Source organism: Arthrobacter sp. B0316-5-4, from assembly GCF_059090325.1.
In genome coordinates, this window is record NZ_JBNHFN010000004.1 from 267,752 (window position 1) to 284,744 (window position 16,993).

The 16,993-nt window shown below is 64.6% G+C and carries 10 protein-coding genes; 8 read left to right on the top strand and 2 right to left on the bottom strand.

Annotation, left to right across the window (positions count from 1 at the left end; translation table 11 throughout):
- Positions 1–37 precede the first annotated feature (37 nt).
- The gene (locus AC5RU9_RS13245) at positions 38–1,852 is read left to right on the top strand and encodes an acetyl/propionyl/methylcrotonyl-CoA carboxylase subunit alpha (protein WP_494016800.1); all 1,815 of its coding nucleotides are present in this window, start codon (positions 38–40) and stop codon (positions 1,850–1,852) included.
- A gap of 66 nt (positions 1,853–1,918) precedes the next feature.
- Here AC5RU9_RS13245 and AC5RU9_RS13250 read toward each other — a convergent pair whose 3' ends face one another.
- A complete protein-coding gene (locus AC5RU9_RS13250; protein WP_494016801.1) occupies positions 1,919–3,328 on the bottom strand; it encodes an MFS transporter in 1,410 nt (469 codons plus the stop codon).
- 296 nt (positions 3,329–3,624) lie between these two features.
- On the opposite strand from AC5RU9_RS13250, the gene AC5RU9_RS13255 reads away from it, so the two are divergent.
- Genes AC5RU9_RS13255 through AC5RU9_RS13265 form a run of 3 tightly spaced genes read left to right on the top strand, consistent with a single transcriptional unit; the run spans position 3,625 to position 8,804 of the window.
- Complete coding sequence (locus AC5RU9_RS13255; protein ID WP_494016802.1) at positions 3,625–5,037, top strand: MFS transporter; 1,413 nt, start codon at positions 3,625–3,627, stop codon at positions 5,035–5,037.
- Positions 5,038–7,245: a molybdopterin oxidoreductase family protein gene (locus tag AC5RU9_RS13260; RefSeq protein WP_494016803.1), complete on the top strand. Its 2,208-nt coding sequence runs from the start codon at positions 5,038–5,040 to the stop codon at positions 7,243–7,245.
- Positions 7,242–8,804 carry an FAD-dependent oxidoreductase gene (locus AC5RU9_RS13265; protein ID WP_494016804.1) on the top strand — a complete coding sequence of 521 codons (1,563 nt, stop codon included), beginning with the start codon at positions 7,242–7,244 and terminating at the stop codon, positions 8,802–8,804. The genes AC5RU9_RS13260 and AC5RU9_RS13265 overlap by 4 nt, the downstream gene beginning before the upstream one ends.
- Positions 8,805–9,018: 214 nt before the next feature.
- Here the strand turns inward: AC5RU9_RS13265 and AC5RU9_RS13270 are convergent, their stop codons facing one another.
- Positions 9,019–10,428: an NAD(P)H-quinone dehydrogenase gene (locus tag AC5RU9_RS13270; RefSeq protein WP_494016805.1), complete on the bottom strand. Its 1,410-nt coding sequence runs from the start codon at positions 10,426–10,428 to the stop codon at positions 9,019–9,021.
- Positions 10,429–10,550: 122 nt separating this feature from the next.
- On the opposite strand from AC5RU9_RS13270, the gene AC5RU9_RS13275 reads away from it, so the two are divergent.
- The 4 genes from AC5RU9_RS13275 to AC5RU9_RS13290 all read left to right on the top strand — a co-directional run bounded on the left by AC5RU9_RS13275 (position 10,551) and on the right by AC5RU9_RS13290 (position 16,989).
- Positions 10,551–11,351, top strand: coding sequence for a purine-nucleoside phosphorylase (locus tag AC5RU9_RS13275; RefSeq protein WP_494016806.1), 801 nt, complete (start codon positions 10,551–10,553; stop codon positions 11,349–11,351).
- A 476-nt stretch (positions 11,352–11,827) separates the two neighbouring features.
- Entirely contained in the window at positions 11,828–13,429 is a 1,602-nt protein-coding gene (locus AC5RU9_RS13280) for a glycoside hydrolase family 68 protein (protein ID WP_494016807.1), read from the top strand.
- A gap of 84 nt (positions 13,430–13,513) precedes the next feature.
- Entirely contained in the window at positions 13,514–15,142 is a 1,629-nt protein-coding gene (locus AC5RU9_RS13285) for a glycoside hydrolase family 32 protein (RefSeq protein WP_494016808.1), read from the top strand.
- 101 nt (positions 15,143–15,243) lie between these two features.
- On the top strand, positions 15,244–16,989 hold the full coding sequence (locus AC5RU9_RS13290) for a phospho-sugar mutase (protein ID WP_494016809.1): 1,746 nt from the start codon (positions 15,244–15,246) through the stop codon (positions 16,987–16,989).
- Positions 16,990–16,993: the final 4 nt, after the last annotated feature.

Genomic DNA, 16,993 nt, shown 5'->3' on the forward strand with positions numbered 1-16,993 from the left:
ACGCTAGGCTCCCTGAAGGACAGAAGGAGTCAACAACTTGTCAGCTAACCCGGCGCAGCCCATTGCCAGCCCTCTTACCAAGGTCTTGATTGCCAACCGCGGCGAAATCGCGGTCCGCATCATCCGAGCCGCCCGGGACGAAGGCATTGCCTCCGTGGCGGTCTACGCCGACCCTGACCGCGACGCCCTCCACGTCCGTCTTGCCGACGAAGCCTATGCGTTGGGCGGCAACACCGCCGCTGAGTCGTACTTGGTGATGGACAAGATCATTGAGGTTGCCAAGCAGGCTGGCGCCGATGGCATCCACCCGGGTTACGGCTTCCTGGCCGAGAACGCCGAGTTTGCTGCGAAGGTTATCGACGCCGGTATCACCTGGATCGGCCCCTCCCCCGAGGCCATCTCGGCTTTGGGCGACAAGGTCCAGGCACGCCACATCGCCGAAAAGGTGGGTGCTCCGTTGGTCCCCGGCACGGCTGATCCTGTGGAGTCCGCAGAGGAAATCCTGAAGTTTGCCGAGGAATTCGGGCTTCCCGTCGCCATCAAGGCTGCCTTCGGCGGTGGCGGACGCGGCATCAAGGTGGCCCGCACCCTGGACGAGATCCCTGAACTGTATGAGTCTGCCGTCCGCGAAGCCACCGCTGCTTTCGGCCGCGGCGAATGCTTCATCGAGCGTTTTCTCGATGCACCGCGCCACGTCGAGACGCAGTGCCTGGCCGACGCATTCGGCAACGTGGTTGTGGTCTCCACCCGCGACTGCTCCCTGCAGCGCCGCAACCAGAAGCTGGTGGAGGAAGCCCCGGCACCGTACCTGAGCGAAGAGCAGGTCAAGCGCCTCTACGAATCCTCCAAGGCCATCCTCAAGGAGGCCAACTACCTTGGCGCCGGCACCTGCGAGTTCCTGGTGGGCCAGGACGGCACCATCTCCTTCCTCGAGGTGAACACCCGGCTCCAGGTGGAGCACTGCGTCTCCGAAGAAGTCACGGGCATCGACCTGGTCCGCGAGCAGTTCCGCATCGCACGCGGTGAAGCGCTCGGCTACGAGGACCCCGAGGTCCGCGGCCACTCCTTCGAGTTCCGCATCACCGGCGAAGACCCGGGCCGCAACTTCATGCCCGCCCCAGGCACCATCACCACCCTGAAGAACCCGACGGGACCCGGCGTCCGGATCGATTCCGGCGTGGATCAGGGCGACGTCATCAGTGGCAACTTCGACTCCATGCTCTCCAAGCTGATCGTCACCGGCGCTACCCGCGAGCAAGCCCTGCAGCGTTCACGCCGCGCCTTGGAAGAGATGGTGGTGGAGGGTATCCCCACTGTTATTCCGTTCGACCTGGCAGTGGTCACCGACCCCGACTTCGCCCCGGCTGAGGGTCCGTTCAAGGTTCACACCCGCTGGATCGAGACAGAGTTCGTCAACAGCATCCCGGCCTGGTCGGCCAGCACTGCCGGCGCAGAAAACCCCGACGCCGGTGAGCGCCAGCGCGTCGTCGTCGAGGTTGGAGGCAAGCGCCTTGAAGTCGTCCTGCCATCCGGCCTGGGCGGCGGAGTGGCTGCCGTTTCCAGCGGCTCCGGCTCCAAGTCCGGGAAGTCCAAGAAGCGCTCCCGTTCCGCCGGTGCGACGGCTGCTGCGGCTGGCGGCGACGCCCTGACGTCGCCCATGCAGGGCACCATCGTCAAGGTGGCAGCCGCTGAAGGCGACGTGGTGGCCGAAGGCGACTTGATCGTCGTCCTTGAAGCCATGAAGATGGAGCAGCCCCTCACGGCACACAAAGCCGGCACCGTTCGCGGCTTGTCCGCTACGGCAGGCGAGACCGTCGCCGCCGGCGCAGTCATAGCCACCATCGAGGACTAACAAGAACCACTTAACGACGTCGGCCCCGCACCGGTTGGTGCGGGGCCGACGTCGTAATGGGACTGCTTAGGCTACGTTGTTCTCGTAGTCCGTGTTCTTGGTTTCACGGGTCAACCACAGGGCGATGAACGTCACCACGGCCGCGGCAGCCATGTAGGCACCCACCAGCCACGTGCTTCCGTTAGCTGCCGACCAGAGTGCGATGGCCACGAACGATGCCGGGGCCGCGCCGATCATGGACGACAGGTTGTAGGCGACCGCAGAACCCGTGTAGCGGACGTTCGCCGGGAACAGTTCGGGCAGGATGGCGGCCATGGGACCGAAGGTCAGGCCCATGAGCGTGAACCCGACAATGAGGCCAACCATGGCGGCAGCCTGGCCGGGGCCGAACATGGTGAACCAGAGCGCGCCGAAGACAAAGATGCCGGCAGTGACGCCCAGCAGGAACTTGCGGCGGCCCCACCTCTCAGCCAGAGGCCCGGAAACCACCGTGAAGATACCGAAGAAGACCACGCCGATGATCAGCATCCACAGGAAGTCGGACCGGGTAATGCCCAGGCCGGGAACGAACGCTGCGATTTGGTCGGCCGTCATGGGCTTGCCGGCCTTTTCGGCGGCGGCCTGTGCCCCAGCCAGGGTGGGCTTGGTGCCGTAGGACAGAGTGAACGTGGTCATGATGTAGAAGAGCACGTAGGTGGCGAACATGATGAACGTACCGGCAACGACCGGGCGCCAGTGGCTCTTCAGGGTTGCAGCGAGGGGCAGCTTCTGGACCTTCTCCTGCTGGATGACCTTGGTGAAGGACACGCTTTCCACCAGTTTCAGGCGGACGTAGAGACCCACGATGACCAGCACGGCACTGAGTATGAACGGAACCCGCCAGCCCCATGCGAGGAATTCTTCGGCGCTCAGGGCCACGTTCATCCAAATGAAGATGATGTTGGCAATGATGAAGCCGATCGGGGCACCAAGTTGCGGGAACGTTCCGTAGATGGCGCGCTTGCCTTCCGGGGCGTTTTCGGTGGCGAGCAGAGCCGCACCGGACCATTCTCCACCGAGGGCGAGGCCTTGGAAGAAGCGCAGCACCACCAGGAGGACGGGTGCCAGGACGGCCCAACCCTGCATGGACGCGGTGGGCAGGAGTCCGATCAGGAAGGTGGCGATACCCATGGTCAGCAGCGAAGCGACCAGGGTGCCCTTGCGGCCGATCTTGTCACCGAAGTGTCCGAAGACCACGGCGCCGATCGGACGGGCGAAGAAGGCAACGCCGAAGATGGCAAACGCACTGAGCAACGCGTTGATGTCAGTGGCGTCCGGGAAGAAGAGCTTCGGGAAGACGAGTACCGACGCGGTGGCATAGGCGTAGAAGTCGTAGAACTCGATCGTCGTGCCGATCAGGCTGGCGAAGATCACCTTGCCCCGCGAGTTCACCGGCTGAGTGGACTCGCCTTCCTTGGATGGTGCGGTGGAAGACATGTAGTTGCAGCTTTCGTTCACGCCGGCCGATGCCCCAGGAGACGACCCCGGCGATGGATTATTCGAGAGTTCAATAATAGTTCCCGCTGTCCATTGACTGGACAACTAAGTCCAGCATGCGGACAGCCGCAGAAATCCCACCATGTGGTCTGCGCCACATTACCTCACCATCGCCTCACTCGCCGGTGACCCCGCCGATAGGGAAATGTCACAGGGCGTTTACAAACAGCGACCGTCCGTGAAATGCGCCAAACCTACCTTGGAAGAACAACGTCCCCCACCAAGGAGGCACTCCCGTGACTGTTGATAGCACCGCAGATGCACTGGTTCCCGTCCAGTCCACTGCTGCCGCCACCCCCACCCTTGAACACCGCCCCGGCCGCTGGATCGCCAACTGGGATGCCGAGGACAAGGGCCAGTGGGAAGCCGAAGGCCGGTCCATCGCCAAGCGAAACCTCTACTGGTCCATCTTCGCCGAATTCCTCGGATTCGTTGTCTGGCAGCTGTGGTCCATCGTGGTCGTCCAGCTCCCAGCTGCCGGTTTCGCGTTCGACTCCAACCAGATCTTCTGGCTCATCTCCATTCCCAGCCTCGTAGGCGCAACACTCCGAATCCCCTACACCTTCATGGTTCCGAAGTTCGGTGGCCGGAACTGGACCATCGTCTCGGCACTCCTGCTCCTGATCCCCACCACAGGATTGGCGATCTGCGTCTCCAACCCGGAAACGCCGTTCGGTGTCATGCTGCTCATCGCCGCCCTCGCAGGCTTCGGTGGCGGCAACTTCGCCAGTTCCATGGCCAACATCACCTTCTTCTACCCGGCCCGCGAAAAGGGTTGGGCGCTGGGACTGAACGCCGCCGGCGGGAACCTGGGTGCCGCCGTCGCGCAGCTTGTTGTTCCGATCGCCATCACGCTCCTGGCGGCGGGAACCGTCAACCTTCCCATGGCCGGCATCATCTGGATTCCCCTGATCCTCATTGCCGCCTTCGGCGCCTGGAAGTACATGAACAACCTCACCAGCGCCAAAGGCGATGTGGCCGGCTCGCTGGCCGCCCTCAAGGAACCGCACCTGTGGGTCATGGCGTTCCTGTATATCGGTACCTTCGGTTCCTTCATCGGCTTTGCGGGCGTCTTCCCCAAACTGATCAAGGACTACTTCCCTGATTTCTCCTCCATCCACGTCGGCGCAGTTGCCCTCTCGCTTGCCTTCCTCGGCCCGCTTGTCGGCTCCCTGGCCCGCCCCTACGGCGGACGCATGGCCGACCGGATGGGCGGGGCGCGTATGACCATCGCCTCCTTCGCTTCCATGGCCGTCATCACCCTCACCATGATCTGGACGTTGCCGCTGAAGAACTTCTGGCTCTTCCTCACACTGTTCCTGCTCCTCTTCCTGGCGAGTGGCTTTGGTAACGGCGCAACGTACCGCATGATCCCGGTCATCTTCGCCACCTCCAGCAGGGCTGCACGGAACGGGGCCAGCAGCGCGGCCACTGCCCGGCTTTCAGCATCCTCACTGGGCCTGATCTCGGCAATCGGCGCCTATGGCGGCTTCGTAATCCCGCAGGTGCTCAACGCCTCCAACACCACGGCAGGTTCCTACACCCCGGCGTTCTACGGATTCGTGGGAGCGTACGTCCTGATGCTCACCGTCTGCTGGGTCTGCTACATCCGCCCGGCCCGGAAGCGCAACACGATCGGACACATCTAGATGTCCAACGGCGCCGATACCCACTGCCCCTACTGCGCGCTCCAGTGCGCCATGACGCTGACCCCGGCTGCGACGGACTCCGCCGCGCCGGGGCCGGCGCCCGCACCCACCGCAGAACCGGCCCAGCCCGCCGCGCCCCTGGAGGTTTCCGGGCGCGACTTCCCCACCAACCGGGGCGGGCTGTGCCGCAAAGGCTGGACATCGGCGTCGTTGTTGCATCACGACGGCCGGGTCACCGAACCGCTGCTCAAGGGATCGGACGGCGTCCACCAACCGATCTCATGGGACCAAGCGCTCATGCTCATCGCAGCCGCCGTCAAGGACACCCAGAAGCAACACGGAAACGATGCGGTGGGCGTCTTCGGGGGCGGCGGCCTCACCAACGAGAAGGCGTACCAGCTGGGCAAGTTCGCGCGGCTGGCGCTGAGGACTTCCCGCATCGACTACAACGGCCGGTTCTGCATGTCTTCGGCTGCGGCGGCAGGCAACCGTGCGTTCGGCGTGGACCGCGGCCTCCCCTTCCCGGTAACGGACCTGGACACCGCGTCCGTCATCCTCATGCTCGGTTCCAACGTTGCCGAGACCATGCCACCCTTCGTCCCGCACCTGCAGGGCGCCCGCGATGCCGGCGGCCTGATCGTGGTGGATCCGCGCCGCTCAGCAACTGCTGCGTTGACGTCCGACGGCGGCGGCCTCCACCTGCAGCCGACCCCCGGTACCGATTTGGCCCTCCTTCTGGGCATCTCGCACGCGGTGGTGCACGAGGGCCTGGTGGATGCCGAGTTCGTTGCTGCCAAGACCACGGGTTACGCGGCTGTGGTGCGCAGCCTGAACGCCTTCTGGCCCGAACGCGTCCAGACCATCACCGGCGTTCCAGCGAACCTCATCCGCGAGACCGCCCGGCGGCTGGCTCACGGTGCCCGTACCGGCGGTAGCTACATTCTCAGCGGCAGGGGCGTGGAGCAACACGTCGACGGCACGGACACGGCCACCGCCGCGATCAACCTCAGCCTCCTGCTCGGCCTGCCCGGTTCGGCGCGCAGCGGCTACGGCACACTCACCGGCCAGGGCAACGGACAGGGCGGCCGCGAACACGGGCAAAAAGCCGATCAGCTCCCGGGCTACCGCAAGATCACCGATCCCGCCGCCCGCGCCCACATGGCCCAGGTGTGGGGAGTCGATGAGTCGCTGATCCCCGGACCGGGGCTGCCCGCCGTCGAACTCCTCACGTCGCTCGGAAAGCCCGACGGCGTCCGTTGCCTTTTCGTGCACGGAGCCAACGTTGTGGTGTCGGCGCCCGATACGAACGCCGTGATTCAGGGGCTTCGCAGCCTGGATTTCCTGGTGGTCTGTGATTTCTTCATGTCCGAGACCGCCCAGGAAGCTGATTTGGTACTGCCGGTGACGCAGTGGGCCGAGGAGGAAGGCACGCTGACCAACCTGGAGGGCCGGGTGATCCGGCGGCGCCAAGCGCTCACCCCTCCCTCGGGCGTCCGTAGTGAACTGTGGCTGATGGCCCGGCTGGCTGAGATCCTGGAAGCCCCTTCCACGTTCAGCGACCACCCCGAGACGGTGTTCGAGGAACTCCGTCTGGCTTCTGCTGGCGGCGTGGCCGATTATTCGGGCATCGACTACGCCATGCTGGACCGCGGCGAGGCGGCCTACTGGCCCTACCCCGTTGGCAGCACCGGTACACCGCGGCTTTTCGGCGAAGGCTTCGCCCATACTGACGGTCGCGCGGTGATGGTTCCGGTGACTCCCACCAAGCGATCAGCGCGTTCGTTTGCGGATGATTCCCTGGCCCTTGCTACCGGCCGGCTGCTGGAGCATTACCAGTCCGGCGCCCAGACCCGACGGGTTGAAGCTTTGATGGCAGCGCAACCGCAGGCACGGCTCCTGATCCACCCCGGAACCGCGGCCTCGCGTGGGATTGCGGACGGCGAGTACGCCACCGTCACGAACGAGCGCGGTGAGGTCCTTTGCCGCGCCGAGCTCAGCAACTCTGTCCGGCCTGACACCGTTTTCCTGCCATTCCACTTCCCCGGCCAGGAGAACGCCAACCGCCTCACCGAGGCGGCAACCGATCCCATTTCCGGCATGCCGGAGTTCAAGACCAGCCGGGTGTGGGTTAAGAAGGCAGCGGCAACCCCGGTGGCAGCAACCGCCGTCGGGGTTCGAATGCTGGCGAACGTCAAGGAGGCTTTATGAGCGAGCGGATTGTCGTAGTAGGTTTCGGTCCCGTTGCCGCGCGGCTCGTGGACGAAATCCTCCCCGCAGTACGCTCGGGCCTGGTCCAGCTGATGGTGGTTGGACAGGAGCCGGAAGCTGCCTACAACCGCGTGATGGTTGCCGAACTGGGCGTGGGTCGGACCACCGCCGAGGCCCTCGCCATGGCTGACGCGGCAGAATTGATTGCCGACGGCGTCGACGTCAGGTTGGGTGTGAGGGTCAAAAGGATCGACCGGGCACGCCAGCACGTAGTGCTTTCCGATGGCAGCTCCGAGCATTACGACCGGCTGGTGTTCGCCACTGGTTCCCGTCCCGTGATCCCCAACCTCACCGGCCTCAACCCCGACCCTGCCGGACCTGTGCTTCCGGCGGGCGTGACGGCCTTGCGCGATCTAAGGGACGCCGCCGTCCTTCGTGCTGCCGTGGCAGGTGGCAAGCGCGTGGTGGTGCTGGGCGGTGGCGTCCTGGGCTTGGAGACGGCGCTGGCTGCCGCCGAAGAAGGCGCCCTGGCCACCGTCGTCCACAACGGGCCGTTCCCCCTGGGCCGGAGCATCGACCGCGGCAGCGGCTCCGTGCTCACCAACAGCTTGCGTTTGGGCGGAGTCAGGATGGCGGGCAACGCCCGCTCCACCGGTGTTGAAACGGCGGGCCCCGGAGGATCCTTCTCCGCCCTGTTGCTCGATGACGGTTCCGCGATCGACGGCGACCTGCTGGTGCTGTCCTGTGGCGTGCGGCCCCGGATTGAACTGGCGGAAGGCTGTGGTCTTCCTACCGGCGTCGGGATCCTGGTGGACCACCACCTCCGGACCTATCACGAGCCCCACATGTTCGCGATCGGCGACTGCGCGGAAGTGCACTGCCCGGACGCTGCATGCCTCGATTGCCGGAGCGCCCCAGGTCCGTCCGGTCTGGTTGGTCCGGGCTGGCGGCAGGCCGAGTGGTTGGCCGAGTACCTCGTGGTCCTGGCCCGCGACGGACAGGCTGCAGCGGATGCGCTCGAAGCGCTCCCCCCGGAAAAGCCCGGTGTGGTGGTCCTGAAGGCGCGCGGCATCAACCTTGCCGTGGCGGGCGACAACCAGACGGATCCCTGGGATGAAGAGTTATTGGAAGCTGGTGCTGCTTCCGGGCGCCCGCGGCGGCAGGTCTCACAATGGGCCGATCCTGAGCACGGCCGCTACGTGAAGATGACCACCCGGGGCGGTGTGCTGGAGGGCTTGGTGTCTGTGGGCATGCCCCGGACCGCTGCCGAACTGGTGGTCTTGTTTGAACGCTCTTCCGAGCTCCCTGCAGACCGGTCCTTGCTGCTGCGCCTGGATGGCCCGGACCAGCTGGACAGCGGCGCCACCAGCACCGACCCCCAACGCACCGTTTGCCGTTGCGCCGGGGTGAGCGCCGCCAGCATCGAAGACTCGGTGCAGGAAGGTTGCTCTTCCGTTGCCGAGGTGTCCAAGGAAACCCGCGCGGGCACAGGTTGCGGCGGGTGCCACGAGGACATCAAGGGCATAATCGAGAAACACTTCCAGGCCGCCGCTGCTTGAAGCCGCATAGTTTTTGGTTTGCCGCTCTTAGACTTCTCACGTGAACATCTCAGAGCAGGGCCATGGTCCGGCGTTGCACATGCCCCTCGCTGAAGCCATCGCCGCTCTGCACACGTAGGAAGCACAAACGCCCGTTTCGATGGCTCGCTGCACGTTAGACGGTAGGAATCGTCTGGTCCGCTGCGAACCGTCGAAACGGGCGTCGGCGTCACAACTACATGTGAACGTGCAGGCGCCGCGCAGCTTCCGAGATGGATCCCGTGAGGGACGGGTACACCGTGAAAGCGCTGGCCACGTCATCGACGTGCAGTTTCTGGGTGACGGCAACCGAGATCGGGAAGATGAGCTCGGAGGCATTCGGGCCAACCACCACGCCACCAATCACGGTGCCGGATCCCTTGCGGGCGATGATCTTGACGAAGCCATCCTTGGTGTTACGCATCTTGGCGCGGGCGTTGCTGAGCAGGGACAGCATCACAACATCGCCTTGGTATTTGCCGGACGCGAGGTCGGCCTCGGAAACGCCCACGGACGCGATTTCCGGGGAGGTGAAGATGTTGGACGCAACCTGGTTGAGCTTGAGGGGCTTCACGCCGTCACCCATGAAGTGGGCGATCGCGATCCGGCCCTGCATGGCTGCCACTGATGCGAGGGCGAACACGCCGGTGCAGTCGCCGGCCGCGTAGATGTTGGGGGCAGTGGTGCGGGAAACGCCGTCCACTTTGATGTGGCCGGACTCCGTGAGCGTCACGCCTGCTTCTTCAAGGCCGACTCCAGCCGTGTTGGGAATGGACCCAACACACACCAGGCAGTGCGTACCTGTCACGATCGATCCGTCACCCAAGGTGACCTTCACGCCGTCGTCGGTCCGCTCCACCGCGTTCGCGCGGGACTTGGACAAAACACGTACGCCGCGGCGCTCAAAGACGCCTTCCAGCAGCTTTGCCGCATCCGTGTCCTCGCCGGGGAGGACCTGGTCGCGGCTGGAAATCAGGGTGACCTTGGAACCAAGGCCGTTGTAGGCGGAGGCGAACTCGGCGCCGGTCACACCGGAACCAACCACGATCAGTTCCTCGGGAAGTTCGTCCAGGTTGTAGATCTGGGCCCAGTTGAGGATGCGTTCGCCGTCGGGCTTGGCGGTGGGGAGTTCACGCGGATGGGCACCAACGGCCAGCAGGATCGCGTCGGCGTCAATGGTGCGGGTGCCTTCGAGGGTCAGGACCTCGATGGTGTTGTTGTCCAGCAGCTTGCCCGAACCGATGACGATCTCCACGCCCAGGCGCTCCAGGCCCGCACGGATGTCGTAGGACTGGCCGTGGGCCAGGTTCAGGACGCGGTCGTTAATGTGCTTGAGGTCGGCGCGGGGCTTTGATGCCGTGCCGTCGCCGTCGAACTTCACTCCCAGCTCATCGGCCTCACCGACGCGGGTCATGAGGTCGGCGGTCGCGATGAGCGTTTTGGAAGGCACGACGTCGGTCAGCACGGCTGAGCCGCCAAGGCCCGCACGCTCAACGATGGTGACGTGCGCACCGAGCGAGGCGGCCACCATGGCAGCTTCATATCCGCCGGGACCACCTCCCAGGATCGCGATACGGGGGGCACTGAAGTCAACTTGGGTGGTCACAATCCTCAATTCTCGCTCATTGCCACGCCGGCTGCCACTCAGCCCACCCTCACCCGCCCCGCGGTCCCTACCAAAGTCCGGTGGCCGCAAGGTAGCTTGTACCAGTGAGTAACACTGAGCTGATGAACACAGACCCTTTTGAAGCCGCCCAGGCCGCTGCAGACTTCATTGCCGCGGAAACCGGCATTGAGTCCCACGATGTAGCACTGGTGCTGGGATCCGGCTGGGCCGAGGCCGCCGATCTGATCGGCGAAACCACCGCCACCCTTAACGCCTCGGAGGTTCCCGGCTTCCACAAACCCGCTGTGGTGGGCCACGTCGGAACCATCCGCTCCGTCCTGACCAAAGAGGGCAAGCGGGCTTTGGTGCTCGGCGCAAGGACGCACTACTACGAAGGCAAGGGCGTCCGATCCGTGGTGCACGGCGTCCGCACTGCAGCGGCTGCCGGGTGCAAGACACTGGTCCTCACCAACGGCTGCGGCGGTCTCAACGAGGACTGGACGCCGGGCACGCCCGTGCTCATCAGCGACCACATCAACCTGACTGCCACCTCACCGCTTGAGGGCGCTACGTTCGTTGACCTCACCGATCTTTACTCCTCGCGAATCCGGGATCTCGCCCGCGAAGTGGATCCGTCCCTGCAGGAGGGTGTGTACGCGCAGTTCACGGGCCCGCACTACGAAACCCCGGCGGAAGTCCAGTACGCCAAGCGCATCGGAGCGGACCTCGTTGGCATGTCCACCGCGTTGGAAGCGATCGCCGGCCGCCATGCAGGCATGGAAGTCTTCGGCATTTCGCTGGTCACCAACCTCGCAGCGGGCATTAGCCCGGTTCCCTTGAGCCACGCGGAAGTCCTGGAAGCCGGCCAGGCTGCGGGCAAGCGTATCTCCAAGCTGCTGGCTGAGATTATCGCGAAGCTCTGAGGCTTTCGCCCCAATTAATGCGTGGTCACCGTCCGGTGGCCACGCATTGCTGCTTTAAGCAGGCACTTCATGGTGCGCGCTAACAACTCTTCCGGCATGTAAACGCACAGTAAATTCTCAGAATAAATAAGATTTATGCCGAAACATTTGACCCGCTTCCTGCGGATATGCCACGCGCGCATGTTGGACAATGTAAGCGCTTGCGCATCTACCGGCGGGTAGCTTTTTGGGCGGCCGAAACGTCCTTTGATTTGCGACCTAACACGTGTCTAGCGTGGGGAGCGTTCCGGTAAGTCGACGTGCCGGAGCGCGCCGCGGCGAGTCCCCCACGAGGCCTCGCCGCACTCCCGAAACGATGGCGTCCCTCGATGACGCCTCCCGCGGATCGACGGACGCCGGAGCAGGGAACCCCTCACCAGGGGACCAGGGCATGCGCCCCACTCCACGAAGTCCAACACTCCGCGAGAAGAGCAAGCATGAACACGCACTCAACCCCTCAACGGCCACGCCGCCGTCTGCGACGGGCAGTAGCCGTCGCAGCGGCAGCCAGCATGGCCGGCAGCATACTGCTGCTCACGCCGGCTGCGCAGGCCAACCTGCCGGCCGACCCGCCGTCCAGCACCATGCCGGCGCCAACGCCCGGCTTCCCGCTGCCGAGCTTGCACACCCAGCAGGCCTATGACCCCGCCGCGAACTTCACCTCCAAGTGGACGCGCGCGGATGCCAAACAGATCATGGCCCAGAGCAACCCCAACGTTGCGCCCGGACAGAACTCCATGAGCCCCAACGTCACCATGCCGGAAATCCCCAAGGACTTCCCCGCGATGAACGACGACGTCTGGGTCTGGGATACCTGGTCCCTGACAGACGAGAACGCCAACCAGATCAGCTACAAGGGCTGGGACGTGATCTTCTCCCTCGTGGCCGACCGCCACGCAGGCTACGGCTTCGACCAGCGTCACTGGAACGCCCGGATCGGCTACTTCTTCCGCAAGACCAACGCCGACCCCGCCAAGGACAAGTGGAATTACGGCGGCCATCTGTTCCTGGACAACACCTCCATCGGCAACACGGAATGGTCTGGGTCCACGCGCCTCATGCAAGGCAACAAGATCAATGTGTTCTATACCGCCACCACGTTCTACGACGTCGCCGAGCGCAACGCAGGAGGCGGTGGTATCGCCCCGGATGCGGCCATCGCAAAAGCCCTGGGCACCATCCACGCGGATAAGAACGGCGTGACCTTCGATGGTTTCCAGCACACCAAGCTGCTGGAACCAGACGGAAAGCTGTACCAGAACAAGGCCCAGAACCCGGGCTTCGCCTTCCGTGATCCCTACACGTTCGCGGACCCCGCACACCCCGGCAAGACCTTCATGGTGTTCGAAGGCAACACCGGTGGCACCCGCGGCTCCTACAAGTGCAAGCAGGAAGACCTCGGCTACCAGCCCGGCGATCCGCACGCCGAGACCGTCGACCAGGTCAACAGCACCACGGGCGCCTGGTACCAGACCGCCAACGTGGGCCTGGCCGTGGCGGACAACAAGGACCTCACAAAGTGGAGCTTCCTCCCGCCGGTCCTGTCCGCCAACTGCGTCAACGACCAGACCGAGCGCCCGCAGATCTACATCCAGAACGAGAACGGCAAGAACAAGTACTACCTGTTCACCATCAGCCACCAGTTCACCTACGCCGACGGCATGCGCGGCCCCGACGGCGTCTACGGCTTCGTAGGCGACGGCGTTCGTTCGGACTACCAGCCGGTCAACAACAGCGGCCTGGCTTTGGGCTCCCCCACGGACCTGAACATGCCGGCCAACGCCCCGGAAGGTCCGGATCCGCGCCAGAACGGGCGGCAGTTCCAGGCCTACTCCCACTACGTCCAACCGGGCGGCCTTGTCCAGTCGTTCATCGACAACGTCGACGGCGTCCGCGGCGGTTCGCTCTCACCCACCGTGAAGATGAACTTCAAGGGCGGCGTGACCCAGGTTGACCGCAGCTTCGGCCAGAACGGCCTCGGCCCGTTCGGTTACCTGCCCACCAACGTCCGTGTTGGTGGCGAGGGCCTCTACAAGTAACACCCCCGGTCGTCAGGCCACGGCGGGGGTGCCGGCTCCATGAATGCTGGCACCCCCGCCACCCCAACCCTTCAGGATTCCCCCATGACTCTTCCCAACCCCCACCTGTCCCGCCGCCACCTGCTGGCCGCAAGCGCCGCCGTCGTGGTTGGTTTTTCAGCCGCTGCCTGCACCCCGGATGAAAGCCCGACGCCGGCACCCACCGCCGCGGCCAACGCACCCACCGCTTCGGATCCCTGGCGGCCAGCCGCCCACCTGACGGCCGCGAGGAACTGGCTCAACGACCCCAACGGGCTGGTCTTCCACGATGGGACGTACCACGCCTTCTACCAGTACAACCCGCGCGGAAACTCATGGGGAAACATGTCATGGGGCCACTCCACCAGCACCGACCTGCTGCACTGGGAACAACAGCCGGTAGCCATGGAAGCGAGCCCGGAGGAAGAGATCTTCTCTGGCTGCATCGTGATGGACACCCACAACGCATCCGGCCTCGGATCAGCCGAAAACCCGCCCATGGTTGCCCTCTACACCAGCGCCTACGGCAAGAACGGCGCGCTCCCCCAGGGGGCCCAAGCCCAGTCGGTGGCATTCAGCCTGGACAAGGGCACCACGTGGGAGAAGTACCAGGGCAACCCCGTGCTCAACCTCTCGCCCACCAACAACAACTTCCGCGACCCCAAGATCACCTGGTACGGGCCGGGAGGTTACTGGGTGATGACCACGGTTGTGGCCGACGCCCAGGTGGTCAAAATGTTCAAATCCACCGATCTTCTGCACTGGGATTTCCTCAGTGATTTCTCCGGAGCCGGCGCCCAGGGCGGCCTTTGGGAGGTTCCCGAGCTCATCGCCATGGACGTGGAAGACTCCACGGCAAAGAAATGGGTCATGCTGTTGAGCATCAACCCCGGTGGCATCGCGGGCGGTTCGGGCATGCAGTACTTCGTGGGCGACTTCGACGGAACCCACTTCACTGCGGAAAATGCCGCTGCACCCGATGCCCCGCTCAGCGATTCCCAGTGGCTGGATTATGGCGCCGACTACTACGCGGCGAACTCCATTTCTGCTGCTCCCGGCGGCAAGCCCGTGCTGCTCGGCTGGATGGGCAATTGGGACTACGCCCAGCACGTTCCCACCACTCCCTGGCGCGGATCCATGGCGATCCCGCGCGAACTGACACTGGTGCGCGGCGAGCACCGTTTTGAGCTGCGATCGGCCATTGCCACTGTTTCACGGGAGGCTCTTGAGCGCGCTGGCAGTGCGGTGCAAAGCAAAAACCTCACCGTCGGCTCCGGGCTACAGCACCTGGGCGACGATTTCACGGCGCGGGCGCAACTGCTCGAGGTGGAGATGGAGCTGACATCGGCCCGCGAGGCAGGCGTGAACCTCCGTGCATCAGCCGACGGAAAATCAGCCCTGCGGATCACCTACGCCAAGGACACCCGCACAGTGAAGGTAGACCGTTCGAACGCCGGAACCACCAACTTTTCCGAGAAATTCAGCCCGTACCACCAGGCCACGCTGCCACCCTCCAGTAACGACGCCAAGGTCCGCCTCCGGATACTCCTGGATTCCTCGTCCGTGGAAGTCTTCGCGGGGGACGGCGCCATCGTCATCTCAGATACCTTCTTTCCTGACTGGGATGCCACGGGAACCTCGGTGTTCAGCACGGACGGGGACACGAAGGTTACGGTGCAATCGCGTCCGTTCTAGCCCGCCAAGGGGCGCAATCCCACCCTTTACGACCACTCTTTGGGGTGGGATCCCACCCCTCGTTGCGCCCTACTCCTCCATTTGAGGATAGTTTTGTCCCTATGACATCCAGCGATGCCGCCTTTGAACAGCTGCTCACCGACGCCCGCCTGTGGGCCTCCCAAGACCCGGACCCGGCAACGTCGGCCGAGCTCACCGAACTCGTCGAACTCGCCGGAGGCGGCGACGCGGGAGCAGTCCAGGAACTCGGCGACAGCTTCAACGGCACCCTGCATTTCGGCACTGCCGGCCTTCGCGCAGCCCTCGGTCCTGGTCCCAACCGGATGAACCGCGTGGTGGTGCGCCGGGCAGCAGCAGGTTTGGCCGCCTTCCTGACCGAAGCGGTGGAGGCGGCTTCGCCCGGAACGCGACCGCGCGCCGTCGTCGGCTTCGATGCGCGCTACAACTCGGACATCTTTGCCCAGGAAACCGCCGCAATTTTCACCGCGGCAGGCATCGAAACATTCCTCATGCCGTCAGCACTTCCGACCCCGTTGCTCGCCTACGCGGTCAGGAACCTGGATTGTGACGGCGGCGTGATGGTCACCGCCAGCCATAACCCGCCGCAGGACAACGGTTACAAGGTCTACCTGGGACGGCACGCCGTGGCTGAAAGCGGCCGCGGCTCACAGATCGTAGCCCCATATGACGCCGAGATCGCCGAAAAGATCCAGGCAGTGGGCGCACTGGAATCGATCGAACTGGCCGACGGCGGCTGGACGGTCCTGCCCACCTCCATCGCGTCCGACTACGAAGCCGCCATGGCTGGCCTGGTGGATCGGGAGCACTTCCCCGCCCGGGACCTCAAGATCGTCTTGACCCCCATGCACGGGGTCGGTGGCGAAACGGCCGTTTCCGTCCTGAACGCCGCAGGATTCACCGATGTGACCCTCGTGGCCGAACAGGCCCAGCCGGACCCGGACTTCCCCACTGTCGCCTTCCCCAACCCGGAAGAACCCGGCGCCTTGGACCTGGCTCTCGCGGCAGCTGCGGAATCAAGGGCGGACATCGTTTTGGCCAACGACCCCGACGCCGATCGTGCCGCGGTTGCCGCCCTGGACCCGGACACCGGAGCGTGGCGAATGCTGCGCGGAGACGAGGTAGGCGCACTCCTGGGGGCACACGTCGTCGCTCGTTTAACCGCCAGCGCCGGCGACGAGCCGCAGGCCGGAGTCTTCGCCAACTCGATCGTTTCCTCGCGGCTTCTGTCGCGTATTGCCACTGCGGCAGGATACGCCCACGAAGAAACACTCACGGGCTTCAAATGGATTTCGCGCGTTCCAGGACTCATCTACGGGTACGAGGAAGCGTTGGGTTACTGTGTGGCCCCTTGGCTGGTGCGGGACAAGGACGGCATCTCGGCGGCGGTGCTGATCGCTGAGTTCGCGGCAGCTGCGAAAGCCGAAGGCCGGACCATCTTCGACACCCTGGACGACTTGTACCTGGTGCACGGCCTGCACGCGAGTGACCAGCTGAGCATCCGGGTGGCGGACCTGGGCCTCCTGGACGCCATGATGAACCGCTTGCGGGTCAACCCGCCCGAAGCTTTCGGGGGCTCCGCCGTCGAGGTCTTCACTGATCTGGCGGAGGGAAGCGACGCGTTGCCTCCCACCGACGGGCTGCAGTACCTGACCCGCGACCTCACCCGCGTGATCATCCGGCCCAGTGGCACGGAACCGAAGCTCAAGTGCTACCTGGAAGTCATCCAGGCTGTGGAATCCGCAGCGGAACTTCCCGCTGCCCGCCAAGCAGCGCGGACATCATTGGACGAGGTCCTCAGGGACGTCAGCGAAGCGCTGGGCTTGTAAAGCT

Excerpts from the sequence above, each read along its gene's own strand:
- AC5RU9_RS13250 (WP_494016801.1), bottom strand. The coding sequence starts at position 3,328 with ATGTCTTCCACCGCACCATCCAAGGAAGGCGAGTCCACTCAGCCGGTG.
- AC5RU9_RS13260 (WP_494016803.1), top strand. The coding sequence starts at position 5,038 with ATGTCCAACGGCGCCGATACCCACTGCCCCTACTGCGCGCTCCAGTGC.
- AC5RU9_RS13265 (WP_494016804.1), top strand. The coding sequence starts at position 7,242 with ATGAGCGAGCGGATTGTCGTAGTAGGTTTCGGTCCCGTTGCCGCGCGG.
- AC5RU9_RS13275 (WP_494016806.1), top strand. The coding sequence starts at position 10,551 with ATGAACACAGACCCTTTTGAAGCCGCCCAGGCCGCTGCAGACTTCATT.
- AC5RU9_RS13280 (WP_494016807.1), top strand. The coding sequence starts at position 11,828 with ATGAACACGCACTCAACCCCTCAACGGCCACGCCGCCGTCTGCGACGG.
- AC5RU9_RS13285 (WP_494016808.1), top strand. The coding sequence starts at position 13,514 with ATGACTCTTCCCAACCCCCACCTGTCCCGCCGCCACCTGCTGGCCGCA.
- AC5RU9_RS13290 (WP_494016809.1), top strand. The coding sequence starts at position 15,244 with ATGACATCCAGCGATGCCGCCTTTGAACAGCTGCTCACCGACGCCCGC.